This window comes from Mycobacterium sp. E3198 (genome assembly GCF_001667015.1).
Classification (GTDB): Bacteria; Actinomycetota; Actinomycetes; order Mycobacteriales; family Mycobacteriaceae; genus Mycobacterium.
Genome location: NZ_LZIS01000059.1, coordinates 1 through 17,668 on the forward strand (window position 1 = coordinate 1; position 17,668 = coordinate 17,668).

Below are 17,668 nucleotides of genomic sequence, written 5' to 3' on the forward strand. Positions count from 1 at the left end.
GATGAAGGCGATGGCGCGCCGCAGCAGTGCGGGCGTGGTGTCGCGCCGATCCTCGATGGTCGGATCCAGCAGAGCGTTGTTCGGAAAAGCGGCGAGCATGGTGGCCGCCAGGTGCTGCATCGCGGTGGAGGCGATCAGCGTCGCGCCGCCCGCCCCCGAATCGGTCGGCAGCCCGTCGCGCACGTAGTCGACGACGCGCGCCACCTGCCTGCCGGCCGCCGCCGATATCGGCCGCGAATCGGTCAATCGAATCCGGCCCGGCCGGCGATCCTTGCCCACCGCCGCCACCCGATCGAACAGGCCCCTGTCGACCGCGACGATATCGCAGCGGGCGCGGCTCACGCGGCCGGCCAATGGCACGTCGAGCGCGCCGATGGCCAGGATCTGTTCGGCACCAATGGAATTCGTCGTGCCCATCGGCAGCCGTTCCTCGATCAGGCCGGATCGCACCCGGCACAGGTAGATCTTCCCGGGCGGCTCGGCGTCATAGCCGAACTCGTAGCCCACCTCGGCGTCGTCGATGGTCAGCGGACCCACCGAGGTCCTCGAGATTTTCAGGCGGGTGGCGTCGCCGGCCGCGCCGCTGAGGCGCACGGTGGCGTAGGTCTGGCCCAGGATCTCCTCGGCCTTACCCAGGTCGTCCGTGTCCAATAAAACAGTTCTCATGGGCTACCGTTTCTGACGCTACACAATCATGTGCCGAGCGACGGCGTCTAGCATGTGCCAGATGGTGCAGATTCACCTGGAACGAACGATCGCCGCCCCGACGGAACGGGTCTTCGACTGGCTGGCCGACCCGGCGAACCTGGCCGCCGCCCCGCTGGTGCTGAGGGCCGGCTACGCAAAGGATTCGCCGGGGCACGAGGTGGGTGGGCTGCGCGAGGTGGTCGGGATCGGCACCTGGTTCCGGGAGGAGATCACGGCCTACGACCGCCCGCACAGCTACACGTATCTGATCCTGCGATCCTTCCCGCCGTTCAACCACGAGGGCGGCACCCTGACGTTCACCGCCGCGGGTGACGGCACCCACGTCGACTGGCTGAGCAACTACACGCATCCGGCCTGGGCCGGGGGAAGGCTGTTGGAGGTCCTCAGCTATCGGCTGCTGCGCAACAGCTTTGACGCCATCCTCGACGCCTGTGCCAACGCGGTGGAGGGCGGATAGCGATCGTCAGCCGCTCAAGCGGTGCATCAATCGCGCGGCCGCGTCGCGGCCACTGACGACCGCGCCGGTCACGGTGGCCGGGTTGTTGACGCCCACGGCCTCACCCGCGAGGTATAGCCGGTCGCCGATCGGTTCGGCCAGCCGGCGCCGGTCGCTCAGGCCGGAACCGGGGGCGTGGAACGAATACGCGCCCAGCGCATACGGGTCGGCGGCCCAATTCGAGCTTCGGACCTCCACCGGTGCGACATCGGAGCCGAACAGCCGGCGGGCAATCGGCAGGGCGCTGGCCGTCAGCTCTTGAGGCGACGCGGACTCCACCCAGCGGCCGCGGTCACCGGCGTTGAGGGCCAACACGATTGGTCCCGCGGCGCTCGGCAGACTGAACCATTGCGACCACACGCCCGGCTCGGCGCCGATGTATTGGTAGAAGGCGTTCTCGACGTCCCAGCTGCGCCGGCTGAAACGAAAGAAGCTCTTGGACAGCACGCCGAAGCCGAGTGCGTTCACGGCGCGCAGCTGCGGGTCGGGAAGCGGCGGATCGAAGGCGATCGCACCGGATTTAAGGACGCCCAGGGGCACCGTGACGATCGCCGCGGGCCCCTCGAACGAGCGATTCCCGGCGCGCACGATGACGGAGTCGTCGCGGCGCGCGATTCCCGTGACCGGCGTCTTCAGCTCGATCCGCAGCCCGTCGGCGAGCAGGCGCGGCAGGGCGTCGTACCCGTTCGTGACGACGTTTTGGTCGCCGTCGGCGTAGTCGCCGTGGTCAAAGGTGTTGGCGGACAGACGATCCGCGCTGGCGGCATATTCGTCCTCGATCTCGGTGGTGAGGTAGAACCCCAACTGCGCCCGGTCGGAATCGGACAACTCGGCGCGGGTGGCCGCGGCGTCCACCGCGGCGCCCAGGCTGCCACCGTCGACGTGACCCCGGGCCCGCTTGACGAACGTGCGCCAGGTTTCCGGGTCGTACTCGAGCGGCGGGAGGCGCGGATCGACCGCGAGCTTCGCCCACCCGTAGTAGTCGGTGGGGGCGAGCTGGGACCGCGCCTGCCGGGTGAGCTCCATCAGCGGATTGTTCGCGGTGCCGTGAATCCAGGACGCACCCAGCTCCAGCGGCACGCCCCAGGCGCGGTCGGTGTGCACCCGCCCGCCGATGCGGTCGCGCGCCTCGATGACGCGCACCGGCCATCCCGCGCCGGCGAGGCTGCACGCGGCCGCCAGGCCCGCCATGCCGGCGCCCACGACGAGCACCGCCTTGTTGTCTGAATGGGTGTCGGGAGGGGGCGGCGGACCCGGCGCGCAGGCGGCCGCCAGTCCGCCGCCGGCCAGGCTCGTCGTGGCCATGAGGAACGCCCGACGGGACATCGGGTACACGGCTGTCAGCGTCTCACAAGTTGTTGCACGATCGTGCCCAAATTCGCGGCGTGTAATGGGCCGTTTTCATCAGTTCGTCGTTGAGCGCGGGCTACACTTCGCCTACATCCGGAGTGCGGCGATGTGGCCGCGTTCGAAGGGGGAGCGGCGATGAGTACAGAGCTGCCACCGGGCCGCGCCGTGACCGTGCGCGCGGTCGACGGAACCGTCTTGCACGCGGAGGTTTTCGGGCCGTCCGAGGGTTATCCGATCGTGCTCACGCACGGCATCACCTGCGCGATCCGCGCCTGGGCGCACCAGATTTGCGACCTGTCCGCCGATTACCGGGTCATCGCGTTCGACCATCGCGGCCACGGGCGAAGCGGCGTCCCGCGCCGCGGCGGCTACAGCCTCAAATACCTTGCCGCCGACCTGGATTCGGTGCTGGAGGCGACACTGGCGCCGCACGAGCGCGCGGTGCTGGCCGGCCACTCGATGGGTGGCATCGCGATCGCCGCCTGGTCGGCGCTGTATCGGCGCCGGGTCAACCGGCGCGCCGACGCCGTCGCGCTGATCAACACCACCACCGGCGATCTGGTGCGGCAGGTGAAGCTGCTGTCGGCGCCGCCCGGGCTTTCCCAGGCGCGCGTGCTCGCCGTCCGCGGCTTGATCACCGCGTTCGGCGGGTTCCCGCTGCCGCCCGGGGCGCGGATCCCCAGCCGCCACGTCGTCGCGATGCTGGCGGTCGGCCGCGGCGCCGACCCGGGCGCCGCGCGAGTGGTCTACGAGCTGTTCGCCCAGACATCGCCGGTCGGGCGCGGCGGCTGCGCGAAGATGCTCGTCGACGCGCTGGGGTCGCGGCATCTCGACCTGGACGGGTTGACGGTGCCCACGCTGGTCATCGGCAGCGAGCGCGACCGGCTGACGCCGATCGGCCAGTCCCGCAGGATCGCGCGCACCGCGCCCAACGTCGTCGGCCTGGTCGAGCTGCCCGGCGGCCACTGCTCGATGCTGGAACAGCCGCAAGAGGTCAACCGGCACCTGCGGGCCCTGGTGGAATCGGTGACCAACTCGGCTATCCACGATCCGCGGGTAACCCGGATCAGCTCCTAGCGAGCCTCAAAGCAGGGCGGTGATCTCGGCGGCCGCCCGCTGGCCCGATCTGACCGCCCCGTCGAGGAAGCCGGTCCACTCGTCGGCGGTCTCGGTGCCGGCCCAGTGGATCGGTCCGACCGGCTCGCGCAGCCACGGCCCGAACCGCGTCCACGAGCCCGGCGGTACCGCCGCCGTCGGGCCGCCCGGCGCGAAATCCTCCGCGCCCCAACGCTGGTCGACATAGTCGAGGGGCTTGAGCGCCTCGTCGCCGAACAGCGACGCGAAGCAGCGCAGCGCGTCGCGGCGGCGCTGCTCGGGGGGCAGCGAATCGAAGGCGCGGGCGTCGACGAAGCCCATCAGGATGCCCGGTCCGTCGGCGTGCGGGCTGACGTCGAAGGTGATGAACACCGGGCCCTGGTCGGAAAGCGCCTGCCCGGAGAACCCGTCGGCCCGCCAGAACGGCGTCTCGTAGGCGGCGTAGGCCTTGCTGAGCCGGCCCTGCGGCCAGTTGCGGGCTAGCTGCTCGTATTCGTCGGGCAGCGGGGGAGCGAACTCGATCGACGCCCGATGGGCCGGCGGGACGGCGACGATGACGAAGCCGGCCTCGGCCGAACCCGCGTCGGTGGTCACCGTCACCCCCGAGCCGTGCCGCTCGATCCGCCGGACCGGCGCGTTCAGCACCACGCGCGGGCCCAGTTCGGCGGCCGCCGCCTCGGCGATCTGCTGGGTGCCGCCGGGGAAGCGGTCCTGCTGGGCGCCGTTTTCGACGTCGAGCAGCGGGTCCAGGCCCCCGGCGGCGTGCACGTAGCGGGCGGCGTGCAGCATCGACACCTCGTCGGGTTCGCAGCCCCAGGTCACCCGGGCCACGATGGCCATCAGGTCGTGCGACGACGCCGTGGCGCGCACCGAGCGCAGCCAGGCGCCGAGCGAGATGCCGTCCAGTTCGCGCGCGCGGCGCGCGCCCCACGGCTGCGCGACCGGGACGCTGCGGGCGATCCTCTCGAATTGCCAACGGAGCCGGCCGATGTCGAGCAGCCCGGTCAGCGACAGTTTGGGGATGGTGCCATGGTAGGGACGCGCCCAGCCGCGCCAATGGATGACGTTCTTGCCGTCGTGGTGGGTCGGGATCGTCGGGACCGCAAGCTCGGCGGCCAGCGCCAGGACGGCGTCCTGGGTCGGGCCCACGAAGGTGCCGCCGAGGTCGGCGGGCAACCCGGCGACGCTGCCGGTGAACGACCGGCCGCCGACCCGGTCGCGGCCCTCGAACACCACGACGTCATGGCCCTGGCGCGTCAGCTCGCGGGCGGCGGACAGCCCGGCGAAGCCGGCACCGACCACGACCACGTCGACAACCGGCGGCGGCTTCGTCACGTCCCCTAGTCAACCGCATTTTGACGATTTCGTACGATAAATTTCCATCGCTCGTCTAACTAGGTGCTCAGGCAGGTGCATTGAGAGTCTTCACCGCGTTGTACGGGCCGGTGGATGCGGTCGGGCGGGCGCGGGCGCTGCGCGACGCGGGGGCCACCGGGGTGGCCACTTTCGAGGGTCAGCACGACGTGTTCGCTCCGCTGACGCTGGCCGCCACGGTGGGCGGCCTGGACCTGATGACCAACGTGGCCCGGGTGACCTGGGGCTGCGAACCCGACGAGGTGTCGATGCTGCACGCCGCCCGCTACGTGCACGCCGCCGGGGGCCTGGACCCGCTGCTCGACGTCGAAAACGGCACCCAGATCCGCCCGCAGATCGAGAAGCGGTTCGGCGCGCAGTTCGAGCACCCGGTGGCCCGCATGACCGAACTGATCGCGGCCCTCCGCGCCATCTTCGAGACCTGGAACACGGGCTGCCGCTTGGACTTTCGCGGCGACTACTACCGGCACACGCTGATGACGCCGACCTTCAGCCCCGGCCCCAACCCCTTTGGGCCGCCCCCGATCTATGTCGGGGCGCTCGGCCCGCGGCTGACCCGAGCGGTTGCCGAGCACGCCGACGGCCTGTTGGTGATGCCGTTCGGCACCAAGCGGTTCCTGCACGAGCACACGATGCCCGCGGTGCGCGACGGCCTGCGGGCCGGCGGCCGCCCGCCCGAGGACTTCGCCGTGATCCCGGAGATCATCGTGTCGGCGGGCTCGGACGCGGGCTCGGACGCGCAGGATCACGAGGCCACCCGCCGCCTGCTGGCGTTCTACGGGTCGACCCCGGCGTACCGGCCGGTGCTGGCCGCGCACGGCTGGGCGGACCTGCAGCCCGAACTCAACGCCATGTCCAAGCAGGGCCGCTGGCAGGAGATGGGCGGCCTGATCGACGACGAGGTGCTGCACACCATCGCGGCCTGCGGAACGCCGAAGGAGATCGCCGCGGCCATCCGCGAGCGCGTCGACGGCGTCTCCGACACCGTGTGCCTCTATCAGCCGTCGCCGATCGGCCTGCAGACGCTGTCCGAGATCTTGGACGAACTGCGCGAGCTGCGCTAAGGCGCGACGGTCAGCCAGTCGGAGAAGCCCGACGGGTCGTGGCGGCCCAGCGCGCCGTGCTCGTAGAGGCCCCAGCCCTCCACCGGATCGCCGTCGCCGTCGCGGCACACCGCCCGGCCGACGTGGTCGATGACGCCGAAGCCCGACCGCGCGACGATGGCCGGGTCGGTCATGTCGTACGTCAGCCGCTCGACGAACTTTTCGCCCTTCCACATGCCGTGCAGCCAGTCCGAGTCGCCGCCGTAGCCGCCGCCGACGTGGATCGGCACCGGCAGCTTGGACTCGACGTCGAAGTGGACCGGGGTCCCGTCGGGGGCGGTCGCGTCGATGGTCGCCCCGGTCGGGATGCGGGTGCCGGACCGGTAGTGGATCGCCACGCGCGGCCAGCCCAGCTGCTCGACGCGGCCGTCGCGCCACACCCGGGTGCAGTCGTTGAGCGAGCGGAACCCGTTGGGTTCCTCCTGGATGATCAGCACGATCGCGAACTCGTCGAAGGCCATCGGCACGTAGAGCCACCACATGCCCTCGAACGGCGGGTCGGCGGGCCGGCCCGCCGGCTCGGGCTCGCCGATGGGCCGGATGCCCCACGACCGGTCGCGGCTGCCGAGCCAGGTGGCCGGGTCGACGGCGATCTCCTCGCCGTCGATCGCAATGCGGCCGCTCCAGCTGCCGAGCTGGGCGAACCGCTGGGCGTCCAGCGTCACCCGGTTGCCCGACCGCATCAGGTGCGGCTGCTCCTGGACGACGTCGAAGAGGCCCTCCCAGGTGAGATCGGCTGCGATGCCCTCGGTTTCGTCGAGAACCAGGCGCAGCTTGCGCAGCGGTTTGCTGACCTCGATCCGATAGCCGTTGACGTTCTGGTTGAGCCGGTCCTGGTCGATGGCGTCCGACAGGTGCACCGCGGTCTGGGTGTCCCCGCGCCGCACCAGGAAGAACGCGTCCTTGACACCGAGGTTGGGGTAGTAGCCGATGCCGCTGATGACGAAGATGTCGCCGGTGCGGTCGTGGGCGTTGAAGTAGGAGCGGTCGTAGAAGTTGCGGTCCGAGGAGCCCGCCCACGCGATCGGTTGGGGAACCTGATGTACCGGAAATTCGTCGAGCGGTCCGAGCATTACTGATCCTTTCCGATGAGACCGTCATCGATCAAACGCCGCATCAATCCGGCGTGGTAGAACAACGACTCGACATCATCTGGCTTCTCGACCTCGCCGAAATGCACCCGGCGCGCGCCGGTGCGCATGAACACACACGCCCACATCACGCCGGAGTAGACGTAAAACCAACGCAGGTCGCCCAGCTCGGCTCCGGTGAGTCGCTGATAAGTGGCGCGGACGTCTTCCTCGCGCATCACCTCAGGCAAGCCCGGGAGCCCGGCCAGGCCGGTGAGCTCCTGGAAAACCATGTGCGCGTAGATCATCCAGGCGACGTCGAGCTCGCGAGGCCCGAGTGCCACCATCTCCCAGTCCAGCACCGCCACCGGCGCGAAGTCGCGGTACAACACATTGCCCACCCGAGCGTCGCCCCAGAGCAGCACCGGCTCACGATTGGCCGCCTCGTCTGGCCAGTTGTCTTGCAGCCAAGCCAAACTCCGCTCTATCAACGGCGAGCGGCCGATGTCGGGTACCGAGAAGTCATACCACGACTTCACCCAGTTGAAGTTCTTGCGCAGGGCGGTATCACCGGTCTGGCCTTCGGAGAGAAAGCCAAACCTCTTCTCCGCGTCGGGTATTGAGTGCAGCTTGGCCAGTACCCCGACCGTCGCATCCTGCAGTTGTCGCTGTTGCTCAACCGGGGCATCGGCGAACCAGTTGCCGCCGAACGTGTAAGGCATCACGTCGGGCGGCACCACGCCGTCGACGTAGTCCATCACAAAGAACGGTGTGCCCAGCACGTCGCCGCTGGTCTCGATCCAGCGCACGCGCGGGACGGGGACGTCGGTGAGCTCGGCGACCTTTCGTATTACCTCGAATTGGTGATCCAGCCGGTAGGTGGGGAACACCTGCACGTCCTCGGCGGTGGGCGCCACCCGGGCGACGAGTTTCTGCTCGACCGGCTCTCCGTCCTGCTGCCAGCGAGCGGTCAGGATGATGGTTTCCGACGACATGCCCGTCGAGTCCACGCCACTCTCCACGGTGACCTGCGGTAGCGCGCCACCGGGCAGCTGGGTTGACAGCCATTTCGACATGACCGCCGGCACGGTGCTGACGTCACGGCTGGAGCGCTGAAGCCGCTCGACGTTGTCGGGCATTGGTTCATTGGCCACACGTGCCTCCTTCTCGAGGCAATTACGATACGGTAGGTAGCGTTATGAAAGCAGACCCGTCCTACCTTGACAAGGCCCCGGGGGCCGGGCGCCCCCGGGATCCGCGGATCGACTCGGCCATCCTGTCGGCGACCGCGGAACTGCTTGTGGAGATCGGCTATTCGAACCTGAGCCTGGCCGCGGTGGCCGAGCGCGCCGGCACCACAAAATCGGCGCTGTACCGCCGCTGGTCGAGTAAGGCCGAACTGGTGCACGAGGCGGCGTTCCCGACGGCTCCCACCGCGCTTGAGGCTCCGGCGGGCGACATCGCCGCCGACGTCCGGATGATGATCGAGGCCACCCGCGACGTGTTCACCACCCCGGTGGTGCGCGCGGCCCTGCCCGGCCTGGTGGCCGACATGACGGCCGATCCCGCCCTGAACGCCAGGGTGATGTCGCGCTTCGCGGAGGTGTTCGCGGCGGTGCGGGTGCGGCTGGGCGCGGCCATCGACCGCGGCGAGGCGCACCGCGGCGTGGACCCGGACCGGTTGATCGAGTTGATCGGGGGAGCGACGATGCTGCGGATGTTGCTGCGCCCGGAGGAGAAACTGGATGACACGTGGGTCGATCAGACGACGGCGATCGTCGTGCACGGGGTGACCGGATGACGCGGCTGGCGGGTCGGGCGGCGATCGTCACCGGCGGCAGCCGCGGCCTGGGCCGGGCGATCGCGCTGGCGCTCGCCGCGGAGGGCGCGGCGGTGGCCGTGGCCGGGCGCACCGAACGGGTGTGGGACGACCGGCTGCCCGGAACGATCGGGGAGACGGTCGCCGACATCGACGCGGCCGGCGGGCGGGCCGTGGCGATCCGCGCCGACCTGACCGACCGCGACGACGTCGCCCGGCTGGTGGCCGAGGCCCGAGAGGCGTTGGGGCCCCTCACGATTCTGGTGAACAACGCGGCGTTCACCGCTCCCGGCCGACCGCCGGTGCCGGGTTCGGAAACGGGCCGGGCGCCACGCCCCAAGGCCGCCAAGCCGCCCGCCGGCGGGGCGAAACCCGGGTGGCCCGGCTTCGTCAGCACGCCGCTGCAGGCGTTTCGCCGCCATTTCGACATCGGGGTGTTCGCCGCCTACGAGCTGATGCAACTGGTGTGCCCGGACATGATCGAGGCGGGCGGCGGCGCGATCATCAACATCACCTCGGTCGCGTCGCGGATGCCCGGCAACGGGCCCTACGCCGACCGCAGCGGCGGGGTCCTGCCGGGCTACGGCGGGTCCAAGGCGGCCCTCGAGCACCTCACCCAGTGCGCGGCCTACGACCTCGCCGACCACAACATCGCGGTGAACGCGCTGTCGCCGTCGAAGCCGATCCTGACCCCGGGCCTGGCCTACTACGCCCGCGAATTCGTGGACACCGCCCCGGCCGATGAATTCGCCCGGGCGGCAGTGGAATTGGCCCTGGTGGACCCCACGGTGGTCACCGGGCGCACCATCGGCCATGCGCAGGTGCTCGACGGCACCTTCTCCCCGTTCACGCTGGGTTAGCGGGCGCCACCCCTCAACCTTCGTCCTCCTCGGGAGGGTCGGGGTCTCCGCGCAGGAGTTCTTCGGGGTGGTGGGCGTGGTTGATTTGTGGTGGGCCGGTGCCGTCGGTCCAGCCGAGCCGGCCGTTGTCGGTGACAACGGTGCGCCAGTCGCCCCGGCTGACGCCGTCGTGGTCGGGGTCGCAGGCGAAGTGGAGTTTGTCGGCGTCGGTGCGGCCGCCGGCGGCCCAGTCCGGTGAGTGGTGGACCTCGCAGCCGTAGCCCGGTACCAGGCAGTTGGGGCGGGTGCAGCCGTGGTCGCGGGCGTAGCAGATGAGCCGCTGGTCGGCGGTGGCGATGCGCTTTTGCCGACCGAGATACAGTGGCCGGCCGGTGTGGTCGTCGAACACCGCCAAATAGTGAATCGCCTGGGCGGCCATGCGAATCAGGTCGGGCATCGGCAGCCGGGAACCGCCGCCCGTCAGCGCGGGCGCCGGCATCGGGACCGACGGGTCGACGACGGCGTGGGCGGCGCGGTCGAGTTCGGCCAGGGTGGTGGTGACGATCACGGTGACCGGGTGGCCGCGGTGGGTCCCGAGCTCACCGCAGTCAATCGCCGTCTTGAAGCCGAGTTTGAGTGCGTCGTGGCAGCGCTGCGCGGACGTGCGCTCGTCGCGTTGTTCGGGCGCGGCGCCCTCGGGCTGGTGGCGGCCCGGACGCACGGCGGCCTCGACGGCCTCGAAGTACGCGCGGGCCTCGGGATCCAGCAGACCCGACAGCCGCGACATGCCGTCGGGCCCCTGCGGACCCAGCCGCAACCAGCGTCGGCGCGCCCGGTCCTCGTCGGTGAACAGGCCGTCGGGGTTGAGGTAGTCGGCGATGCGCTGCCCGAGCTCGGTGACCAGGCCGGCGTCGAGCTTTCTCGCGTGCGCCACCAGCTTGCCTTCGGCCTCGGCCACATCGGCCGGTGACACGCAGGCCGGCAGGACGTCGACGGAGTGGCACACGGCACGGATGTGGTCCTCACCGACCGCGCCGGCCTCCACCGCGGCCGCCAACTCCGCCAGCTCGGGCCCCACCGGAGGGCCGGTCAGCGAGCGCCGCGGCCGAATCCGGGCCGCCAGCCTGAAGCGGCGCGATATCTCTCTGGGCGGCACCCGCAGCCGGGCCCACAACCTGTCCCGTACCGCCGGCACGCACTCGGCGCCGTCGGGCGGTTCGGCGATCTCGGCGAAGAACCGGTACATCAGCCCCCGGTTGGTGCGCTCTTGGCTCTCCAGCCGCTCGGCGACCTCCACCCGAAAGTCGTTGCCCACCAGATCCGAGGAGGTGGCGCGCAGCGCGTCGTGCGCGGCGTCGACGGCGTCGAGAGCAGCACTGATCCGCTCCCGCGCTTCCTCGGCACCGATGCACCAACCCATGCCCCGAAGCTACGAACCACCCCCGTCAAATCCCCAACGCGCAAACGACGCCCCCGCCGGCCTGTGGATGAAACCCCAACTGTGGATAAGCCCCGCCGCGGTGTGTGCCAGTATGAGAAGGCCAGTGCAACCGGTCGAGTGGTGTGCCCATGCCCGTTATCAAGCCCGGTATCGACAAGCCGACGGGCCGCGTCGTCGCGCTGATCGTCCTGATGATCCTCGCCGCCGCCGCCCTGCGCGGATACCTTCCGGCCCAGGGCCGCGGCGTGCGGACGGAGCCGGGCGGCGGCCGGGCGGCGCTGCTCTTCGTCATCGCGGCCCTGGCCGGCTCCCTCGCGCTGCTGACGATTGCGGTCATCGCGCGGTTGCGGGATCCGCGTGCGGTGGCACCCAAGCAGGCAGACCTGTCCGACATGCTCGGCACCGGCAAGGGCCGCCCGAGCTGGCGCGTGATCCTGATCGGCCTTGCGCTGATCGCGGCGTGGCTGCTGATCGCGACGTTGCTGGTCCACTACCTGGTACCGCACCGCGTCGACCCCGCCGTATCCGGCCCGGCGCCGCCCGCGCAGCCGCCGGGACGCCCCGCCGACCCGCCTGCCCAACAACACCCGCCGAACAACTCCGCGGACATGTTCGGGGTTTTGCTTGCCGGCGCGATCCCGATGATGCTGGTTCTCGTCGCCGGCTCGGTGATCATGGCGCGGCGGCGCTGGCGCGCGGCGACGCCGGCCATCCACGCCGCCGATCCCGTCGGGACCCCGGCGCCCGCGCCGCGCGCGGAATCGCTGGCCCGTGCCGCCGAGGTCGGACTGGCCGAGATCGGCGACCTGAGCCGGGAACCGCGCGAGGCGATCATCGCCTGCTATGCCGCGATGGAGCGGGAGCTGGCCAACGTGCCGGGCGCTGCCCCGCAAGACTTCGATACGCCGACCGAGGTCCTCGTTCGCGCCGTCGAACTCCATGCGCTGCAGGCCGATAACGCGGAGCAGCTGGTGAACCTGTTCGAGGAGGCACGCTTCAGCCCACACGTGATGACCGAGGAACATCGCGAGGTGGCGGTGAACGTCTTGCAGCTGGTCCTCGCGGAATTGCGGAGTCCGGTATGAAAAGGCTGTTGGCCCTTGGTGTTTGCCTGGTGGTGGGGACCGAGCTGTTGGCGTTGATCCTGCACGGTCGCCGGTTCCTGCTGGCGTCCGCGGGCGTCGCCCTGGCCCTGGTGCTGCTCAATGTGCGCCGTTACCTGGGGCACGGCAACGAACCGGCGACCGAGCCGGACTACGACGACCTGGGGGATTCGTTGCGCCGCTGGCTCGCCACGACCGAGACGACGATCCGCTGGTCGGACTCCACGCGCGCCGACTGGGACCGCCACCTGCGTCCCATGCTCGCGCGGCGTTACGAAATGACGACGGGCCAAAGGCAATCCAACGACCCCATGGCGTATCACGCAAGCGGACGGATGCTTTTCGGCACCGAACTGTGGGAATGGGTCAACCCCAACAACGTCACGCGCACCGGTGATCACCACCCCGGCCCGGGCCGCGCGGTGCTGGAAGAGATCCTGCGAAAGTTGGAGCAAATATGACACTGCCGGCCGCGACCACCACCGCCCAGTGCGAGGCGGTGCTCGACGAAATCGAACGTGCGGTGGTGGGCAAGCGCTCGGCGCTGACGCTGATCCTGATCGCCGTCCTGGCGCGCGGCCACGTGCTCATCGAAGACCTGCCCGGCCTCGGCAAGACGCTCATCGCGCGATCCTTCGCGGCGGCGCTGGGGCTGCGCTTCACCCGGGTGCAATTCACCCCGGACCTGCTGCCCGCGGACCTGCTCGGCTCGACGATCTACGACATGCAGTCGGGCCATTTCGCGTTCCGGGCCGGCCCCATCTTCACCAACCTGCTGCTCGCCGACGAGATCAACCGCACGCCGCCGAAGACGCAGGCGGCGCTGCTCGAGGCGATGGCCGAGGGCCAGGTGAGCATCGACGGCGAAACCCACAAGCTGCCAACGCCGTTCATCGTCTTGGCGACCGACAATCCGATCGAGTACGAGGGCACCTATCCGTTACCCGAGGCGCAGCTGGATCGGTTCGCGATCCGGCTGGAACTTCGGTACCTCTCGGAGCGAGACGAGACCTCGATGCTGCGCCGCCGCCTCGAACGGGGTTCGGCCGAGCCCACGGTCGATCAGGTGGTGGACGCTCACGACCTGCTGGCGATGCGCGAGTCGGTCGAGCAGGTGAGCGTGCACGAGGACGTCTTGCACTATGTGGTGTCCCTGGCCACCGCCACCCGGCACCACCCTCAGGTCGCGGTGGGCGCCAGCCCCCGGGCGGAACTCGACCTCGTCCAACTCGCGCGTGCCCGTGCGCTGTTGCTCGGTCGTGACTACGTGATCCCCGAGGATGTCAAGGCGCTCGCCGTTGCGGCCGTGGCGCACCGGATCACCTTGCGGCCCGAGATGTGGGTGCGCAAGATCCAGGGCGCCGACGTCGTCGGGGAGTTGCTGCGGCGCCTGCCGGTGCCCCGAACCGGCGGGGGGACCGGGTGATACCGGCGTGATCGGAAGCCGCGACCTCGAGTTCCGCTGGCGCGCATCGCCGCTGACGCGGGCGATCGCGACGTGCGCCGGGGTCGCGCTGGCCGCCGCCGTGATCGGGGCGCGCTGGCAGCTGATCGCCTTCGCGGCCCCCCTCCTGGGTGTGCTGTGTTCGGTCAGCTGGCAACGCGCGGCGCCGAAGATCCGGGTGCACGGGGAGCCCGATTCGCAGCGATGCTTCGAAGGCGAACCGGCCCGGCTCAAGGTGTGGGTGACCGAAGAGCGCGGCGCCTCCGGGGCCTCCGCCGTCGAACTCACGGTTTCGCCGGTCGCCGGCATGGAGCTCGAGGTACTCGGGCCGGATGCCCGCCACGCGAAAACCGTTGCGGCAACCGCACAACGCTGGGGCCGCTATCCGGTCCGCGCCCGCGTCGACGTGGTCGCGCGCGGCGGCTTGCTGACGGGTACGGCCACCGTCGACGCCGCCGATGTCCTCGTGTTCCCGCTGACGCCGCCGCAGTCGACGCCGATCCCGCAGACGGAGTTGCTCGACCGCCTGGGCGCCCACCTCACCCGGCACATCGGGCCGGGCGTCGAGTACGCGGACATCCGCCCCTACGTGCCCGGCGACCAGCTGCGGGCGGTGAACTGGCCGGTGAGCGCGCGCCGCCGCCAGCTGCACGTGACGCAGCGCCTGACCGACCGCGCCGCCGACGTGGTGGTGCTGATCGACACGTATCGGCAGCCGGCCGGTCCGGCGACCGAGGCCATCGAACGCGTCGTGCGCGGCGCGGCGCAGGTGGTGCAGACCGCGTTGCGGCACGGTGACCGTGCCGGCATCGTCGCCCTCGGGGGCAACCGACCGCGGTGGCTCGGCGCCGACATCGGGCAGCGGCAGTTCTACCGGGTGCTCGACACCGTGCTGACCGCCGGCGACCAATTCGAAAACACCACGGGGACATTGGCTCCGCGCGCCGCCGTTCCGGTGGGCGCCATCGTGGTCGCGTTCTCCACGCTGCTGGACACCGAATTCGCGCTGGCGTTGATCGATCTCCGCAAGCGCGGCCACGTCGTGATCGCCGTCGACGTTCTCGACAGCTCACCGTTCGAGACCCAGCAGGATCCGTTGATCGATCGGATGTGGGCGCTGCAGCGCTCCGCCATGTATCGCGACATGGCAACCGTCGGCGTGGACATCGTGGGTTGGCGGGGAGACAGCACGCTGGATCAGTCGATGGGTGTGCTGCCGGATCGCCGCCATCGCGTGCGGGGACGGCTGAGGGGATAGCGGTGCGATGAAACCGATCCCGGGTTGGGCCGCCCTCGCGATCTCGACGGCCTTCGGCGTCCTCATGGTCGGACTGGCCGCCGTCGGTTCCCACGGACCGGCGCTCGTCGCCGGGGTGGGGGCCCTGGTGGCGGTGGGCGCCGGGGTGGTCGCGCGCCCCGCGGCGACGATCGCGGTGCTGCTGTCGGTGGCAACGATCGGGGCGTCGGATCCGTCGCTCGTCTTCGCCGCCTGGTCCGGACTGTGTGCGGCCGCCTACCTGGTCTGCCGTCATGCGGCGGCCACCGCCGGGGCCGCGATGTGGAGTTGGCCCACGACGGCCGCCGCGGTGGGCTTTGCGTGCGCGGGGCTGGCCGCGACCGCGTTTCCGCTGCAGTTGCCGTGGTTGCCGCTGGCCGCGCCGCTGGGAGTGCTGGCGATCTACGTCCTGGCGACGCGCCCGTTCGTGAGCTGAGCGCAAAAAGACTCAAATACCCAGACCTCGCCACAATCCGTCTTTTTCGGATCATTTAACGGCAATTTCCCTGAAGGCCATTGCCCCGATGCCGGAAATAGACAACGGTCGGCATTGGTCGGAGTCGGCATCAAAAGCAATTTTTGCCTAAAACGCGGATTTTCGGACGGCGGCTTCTTACAGTTTTTTCGTGGCGCGACCAATCGGGAGGGCGGGCTAATGAGTTTCCTGACAATGCCTCCGGAAATCAATTCCTTGCGGATGTTTTCCGGTGCCGGTTCGGCGCCGCTGATCTCGGCCGCCGCGGCGTGGGACGGATTGGCCGCGGAATTGGGATCGGCGGCGGATTCCTTCTCGTCGGTGACGTCGGCGTTGGCCGGGCAGGCCTGGCAGGGCCCCGCGTCGGCGGCGATGGTGGCGGCGGCGATGCCGTATGCGGGGTGGCTGCAGGGGGTTGCCGCCCAGGCGGCGGGAGTGGCCGCGCAGGCCAAGGCCGTGGTGAGCGCCTTCGAGTCCGCCTTCGCGGCGACGGTGCATCCGATGCTGGTGAGCGCCAACCGTTCCGAGCTGGTGCAGTTGGTGACGTCGAACGTGTTCGGGCAGAACGCGCCGGCGATCGCGGCGGCGGAGTCCGACTACGAGCTGATGTGGGCGGCCGACGTGGCCGCGATGGTGGGGTATCACGGTGGGGCGTCGGCGGCGGCCGCGCAGTTGGCGTCGTGGCCGGGCGCGCTACAGGGCCTGCTGGCCCCGGCGGCGAGCACGCTGGTCGGCATCCCGGCGATCAACACCGGGCTCGGCAACATCGGCAGCTGGAACCTGGGCGGTGGCAACACCGGCAACTTCAACCTGGGCAGCGGCAACATCGGCAACGTCAACCTGGGCGGCGGCAACCTGGGCAACTTGAACCTGGGCAGCGGCAACTTCGGCTTCGCCAACCTGGGCAGCGGCAACGTCGGCAACACCAACCTCGGTTTGGGGAACTTCGGCAACTCGAACCTGGGCAGCGGGAACCTCGGCTCGGCCAACCTCGGCTTCGGCAACGGTGGCAACGTGCTCGGTATCGGGAACGGAAACATCGGCAGCGGGAACGCGGGCAGGTTCAACCTCGGCGGCGGAAACGTGGGCTCCTTCAACTTCGGTTTCGGCAATCAGGGCTCCTCGGACATCGGCTTCGGCAACCTCGGCAGCTTCGACTTCGGCTTCGGCAACGCCGGCAGCAACGACATCGGCTTCAACCTGCCGGCCGACAACATGATCGGCATCGGCGGGCTGAACGGGGGCCTCAACAACCTCGGCTTCGGAAACTCGGGCAGTGGCAACGTCGGCTTTTTCAACTCGGGCAGCGGAAACGTCGGCATCTTCAACTCGGGGAACGGCAACTTCGGGTTCTTGAATTCGGGAAGCAACAACACGGGCTTTTGGAACTCGGGCAACTTCAACACCGGCTTCGGCAACGGCGGGAGCCAGAACTTCGGTTTTGCGAACGCGGGGCCGTCCAACATGGGTTTCGGCAACTCCGGGCTCGACAACGTGGGCTTTGCGAACGCGGGCGACTTCAACACGGGCAGCTTCAACTCGGGTGGCGCGCTCGCGCTCGGCGGCAACACGGGCTGGTTCAATTCGGGCACCCTGAATACGGGCTGGTTCAACTCCGGCAACATCAACACGGGTCTCTTCGACGCCGGCACCCTGAACACCGGGATCGGCAGCTCCGCAGACCTCACCGGGATCGTCACAAACTCGGGATTCGGCAACACCGGCACCAACGTCTCCGGCTTCTTCAACTCGGGCAGCCAGGTCTCCGGTTTCGAGAACGCGAACACGGGCGCCGCGCCCACCTCGGGATTCTTCGACTCCGGCGACGGAAACGTGGGCATGGACAACGTGGGCAGCGGGCTGATCGGCGTCGCCAACACGGGCATCCTGAACGTTGGCATCGCGAACTCGGGCATGGACAACTACGGCGTCGCGAATTCGGCGCCCAACCCCACCGCCACTCACTCCGTCGGCGTCGGGAACTCGGGCAGCAACAGCGTGGGGCTGTTCAACGCGGGCGACGATTTGGTCGGCATCCTCGGTGGCGTCTTCGGCCAGCTGTAGCCGACCCCGGG

The 17,668-nt window shown here is 69.8% G+C and carries 17 protein-coding genes; 11 read left to right on the forward strand and 6 right to left on the reverse strand.

Annotated elements, in window-relative coordinates:
* Positions 1–666: AraC family transcriptional regulator (locus A5673_RS06905; protein ID WP_156747960.1), on the reverse strand; the 666-nt coding region annotated here is incomplete at its 3' end.
* A gap of 61 nt (positions 667–727) precedes the next feature.
* On the opposite strand from A5673_RS06905, the gene A5673_RS06910 reads away from it, so the two are divergent.
* Positions 728–1,165: an SRPBCC family protein gene (locus A5673_RS06910; RefSeq protein WP_068228975.1), complete on the forward strand. Its 438-nt coding sequence runs from the start codon at positions 728–730 to the stop codon at positions 1,163–1,165.
* A 6-nt stretch (positions 1,166–1,171) separates the two neighbouring features.
* Here A5673_RS06910 and A5673_RS06915 read toward each other — a convergent pair whose 3' ends face one another.
* Positions 1,172–2,509 carry an NAD(P)/FAD-dependent oxidoreductase gene (locus A5673_RS06915; RefSeq protein ID WP_231970914.1) on the reverse strand — a complete coding sequence of 446 codons (1,338 nt, stop codon included), beginning with the start codon at positions 2,507–2,509 and terminating at the stop codon, positions 1,172–1,174.
* A 180-nt stretch (positions 2,510–2,689) separates the two neighbouring features.
* Between A5673_RS06915 and A5673_RS06920 the strand changes: the two genes are divergently transcribed.
* On the forward strand, positions 2,690–3,631 hold the full coding sequence (locus A5673_RS06920) for an alpha/beta fold hydrolase (protein ID WP_068228978.1): 942 nt from the start codon (positions 2,690–2,692) through the stop codon (positions 3,629–3,631).
* Between the two features lie 6 nt (positions 3,632–3,637).
* Here the strand turns inward: A5673_RS06920 and A5673_RS06925 are convergent, their stop codons facing one another.
* On the reverse strand, positions 3,638–4,984 hold the full coding sequence (locus A5673_RS06925; protein WP_068228981.1) for a flavin monoamine oxidase family protein: 1,347 nt from the start codon (positions 4,982–4,984) through the stop codon (positions 3,638–3,640).
* 80 nt (positions 4,985–5,064) lie between these two features.
* Between A5673_RS06925 and A5673_RS06930 the strand changes: the two genes are divergently transcribed.
* Positions 5,065–6,087 carry a TIGR03617 family F420-dependent LLM class oxidoreductase gene (locus A5673_RS06930; protein WP_068228984.1) on the forward strand — a complete coding sequence of 341 codons (1,023 nt, stop codon included), beginning with the start codon at positions 5,065–5,067 and terminating at the stop codon, positions 6,085–6,087.
* On the opposite strand, the gene A5673_RS06935 is transcribed toward A5673_RS06930, so the two are convergent.
* The gene (locus A5673_RS06935; protein ID WP_068228987.1) at positions 6,084–7,199 is read right to left on the reverse strand and encodes a hypothetical protein; all 1,116 of its coding nucleotides are present in this window, start codon (positions 7,197–7,199) and stop codon (positions 6,084–6,086) included. The genes A5673_RS06930 and A5673_RS06935 overlap by 4 nt on opposite strands.
* On the reverse strand, positions 7,199–8,350 hold the full coding sequence (locus A5673_RS06940) for a phosphotransferase family protein (RefSeq protein WP_068228991.1): 1,152 nt from the start codon (positions 8,348–8,350) through the stop codon (positions 7,199–7,201). The genes A5673_RS06935 and A5673_RS06940 overlap by 1 nt, the downstream gene beginning before the upstream one ends.
* A 44-nt stretch (positions 8,351–8,394) precedes the next feature.
* Here A5673_RS06940 and A5673_RS06945 point away from each other — a divergent pair, with 44 nt between their 5' ends.
* Together A5673_RS06945 and A5673_RS06950 are read left to right on the forward strand one after the other, a co-directional pair.
* Entirely contained in the window at positions 8,395–8,997 is a 603-nt protein-coding gene (locus A5673_RS06945; protein WP_068228994.1) for a TetR/AcrR family transcriptional regulator, read from the forward strand.
* Positions 8,994–9,875 carry an SDR family NAD(P)-dependent oxidoreductase gene (locus A5673_RS06950; RefSeq protein ID WP_068228997.1) on the forward strand — a complete coding sequence of 294 codons (882 nt, stop codon included), beginning with the start codon at positions 8,994–8,996 and terminating at the stop codon, positions 9,873–9,875. The genes A5673_RS06945 and A5673_RS06950 overlap by 4 nt, the downstream gene beginning before the upstream one ends.
* Before the next feature lie 13 nt (positions 9,876–9,888).
* Here the strand turns inward: A5673_RS06950 and A5673_RS06955 are convergent, their stop codons facing one another.
* A complete protein-coding gene (locus A5673_RS06955) occupies positions 9,889–11,274 on the reverse strand; it encodes a 13E12 repeat family protein (RefSeq protein ID WP_068229000.1) in 1,386 nt (461 codons plus the stop codon).
* A gap of 149 nt (positions 11,275–11,423) precedes the next feature.
* Between A5673_RS06955 and A5673_RS06960 the strand changes: the two genes are divergently transcribed.
* The 6 genes from A5673_RS06960 (at position 11,424) to A5673_RS06985 (ending at position 17,657) form a co-directional block, all read left to right on the forward strand.
* Positions 11,424–12,380 carry a DUF4129 domain-containing protein gene (locus tag A5673_RS06960; RefSeq protein ID WP_197518313.1) on the forward strand — a complete coding sequence of 319 codons (957 nt, stop codon included), beginning with the start codon at positions 11,424–11,426 and terminating at the stop codon, positions 12,378–12,380.
* The gene (locus tag A5673_RS06965) at positions 12,377–12,859 is read left to right on the forward strand and encodes a hypothetical protein (protein WP_068229003.1); all 483 of its coding nucleotides are present in this window, start codon (positions 12,377–12,379) and stop codon (positions 12,857–12,859) included. Before A5673_RS06960 ends, A5673_RS06965 begins: the two co-directional genes overlap by 4 nt.
* Positions 12,856–13,824 carry a MoxR family ATPase gene (locus A5673_RS06970; RefSeq protein WP_068229006.1) on the forward strand — a complete coding sequence of 323 codons (969 nt, stop codon included), beginning with the start codon at positions 12,856–12,858 and terminating at the stop codon, positions 13,822–13,824. Before A5673_RS06965 ends, A5673_RS06970 begins: the two co-directional genes overlap by 4 nt.
* A gap of 7 nt (positions 13,825–13,831) precedes the next feature.
* Positions 13,832–15,100 (forward strand): DUF58 domain-containing protein, encoded by a 1,269-nt coding sequence (locus tag A5673_RS06975; protein ID WP_068229009.1) that lies wholly within the window; start codon positions 13,832–13,834, stop codon positions 15,098–15,100.
* A 7-nt stretch (positions 15,101–15,107) separates the two neighbouring features.
* On the forward strand, positions 15,108–15,554 hold the full coding sequence (locus tag A5673_RS06980; protein WP_068229012.1) for a hypothetical protein: 447 nt from the start codon (positions 15,108–15,110) through the stop codon (positions 15,552–15,554).
* Between the two features lie 219 nt (positions 15,555–15,773).
* Positions 15,774–17,657, forward strand: a complete 1,884-nt coding sequence (locus A5673_RS06985; RefSeq protein ID WP_068229015.1) for a PPE family protein — start codon at positions 15,774–15,776, stop codon at positions 17,655–17,657.
* Positions 17,658–17,668: the final 11 nt, after the last annotated feature.

Bases quoted from the DNA above. Each gene is read 5' to 3' on its own strand.
- A5673_RS06965 (WP_068229003.1), top strand. From the start codon at position 12,377: ATGAAAAGGCTGTTGGCCCTTGGTGTTTGCCTGGTGGTGGGGACCGAG.
- A5673_RS06910 (WP_068228975.1), top strand. From the start codon at position 728: ATGGTGCAGATTCACCTGGAACGAACGATCGCCGCCCCGACGGAACGG.
- A5673_RS06945 (WP_068228994.1), top strand. From the start codon at position 8,395: ATGAAAGCAGACCCGTCCTACCTTGACAAGGCCCCGGGGGCCGGGCGC.
- A5673_RS06920 (WP_068228978.1), top strand. From the start codon at position 2,690: ATGAGTACAGAGCTGCCACCGGGCCGCGCCGTGACCGTGCGCGCGGTC.
- A5673_RS06960 (WP_197518313.1), top strand. From the start codon at position 11,424: ATGCCCGTTATCAAGCCCGGTATCGACAAGCCGACGGGCCGCGTCGTC.
- A5673_RS06950 (WP_068228997.1), top strand. From the start codon at position 8,994: ATGACGCGGCTGGCGGGTCGGGCGGCGATCGTCACCGGCGGCAGCCGC.
- A5673_RS06985 (WP_068229015.1), top strand. From the start codon at position 15,774: ATGAGTTTCCTGACAATGCCTCCGGAAATCAATTCCTTGCGGATGTTT.
- A5673_RS06915 (WP_231970914.1), bottom strand. From the start codon at position 2,509: ATGGCCACGACGAGCCTGGCCGGCGGCGGACTGGCGGCCGCCTGCGCG.
- A5673_RS06970 (WP_068229006.1), top strand. From the start codon at position 12,856: ATGACACTGCCGGCCGCGACCACCACCGCCCAGTGCGAGGCGGTGCTC.
- A5673_RS06955 (WP_068229000.1), bottom strand. From the start codon at position 11,274: ATGGGTTGGTGCATCGGTGCCGAGGAAGCGCGGGAGCGGATCAGTGCT.
- A5673_RS06980 (WP_068229012.1), top strand. From the start codon at position 15,108: ATGAAACCGATCCCGGGTTGGGCCGCCCTCGCGATCTCGACGGCCTTC.
- A5673_RS06935 (WP_068228987.1), bottom strand. From the start codon at position 7,199: ATGCTCGGACCGCTCGACGAATTTCCGGTACATCAGGTTCCCCAACCG.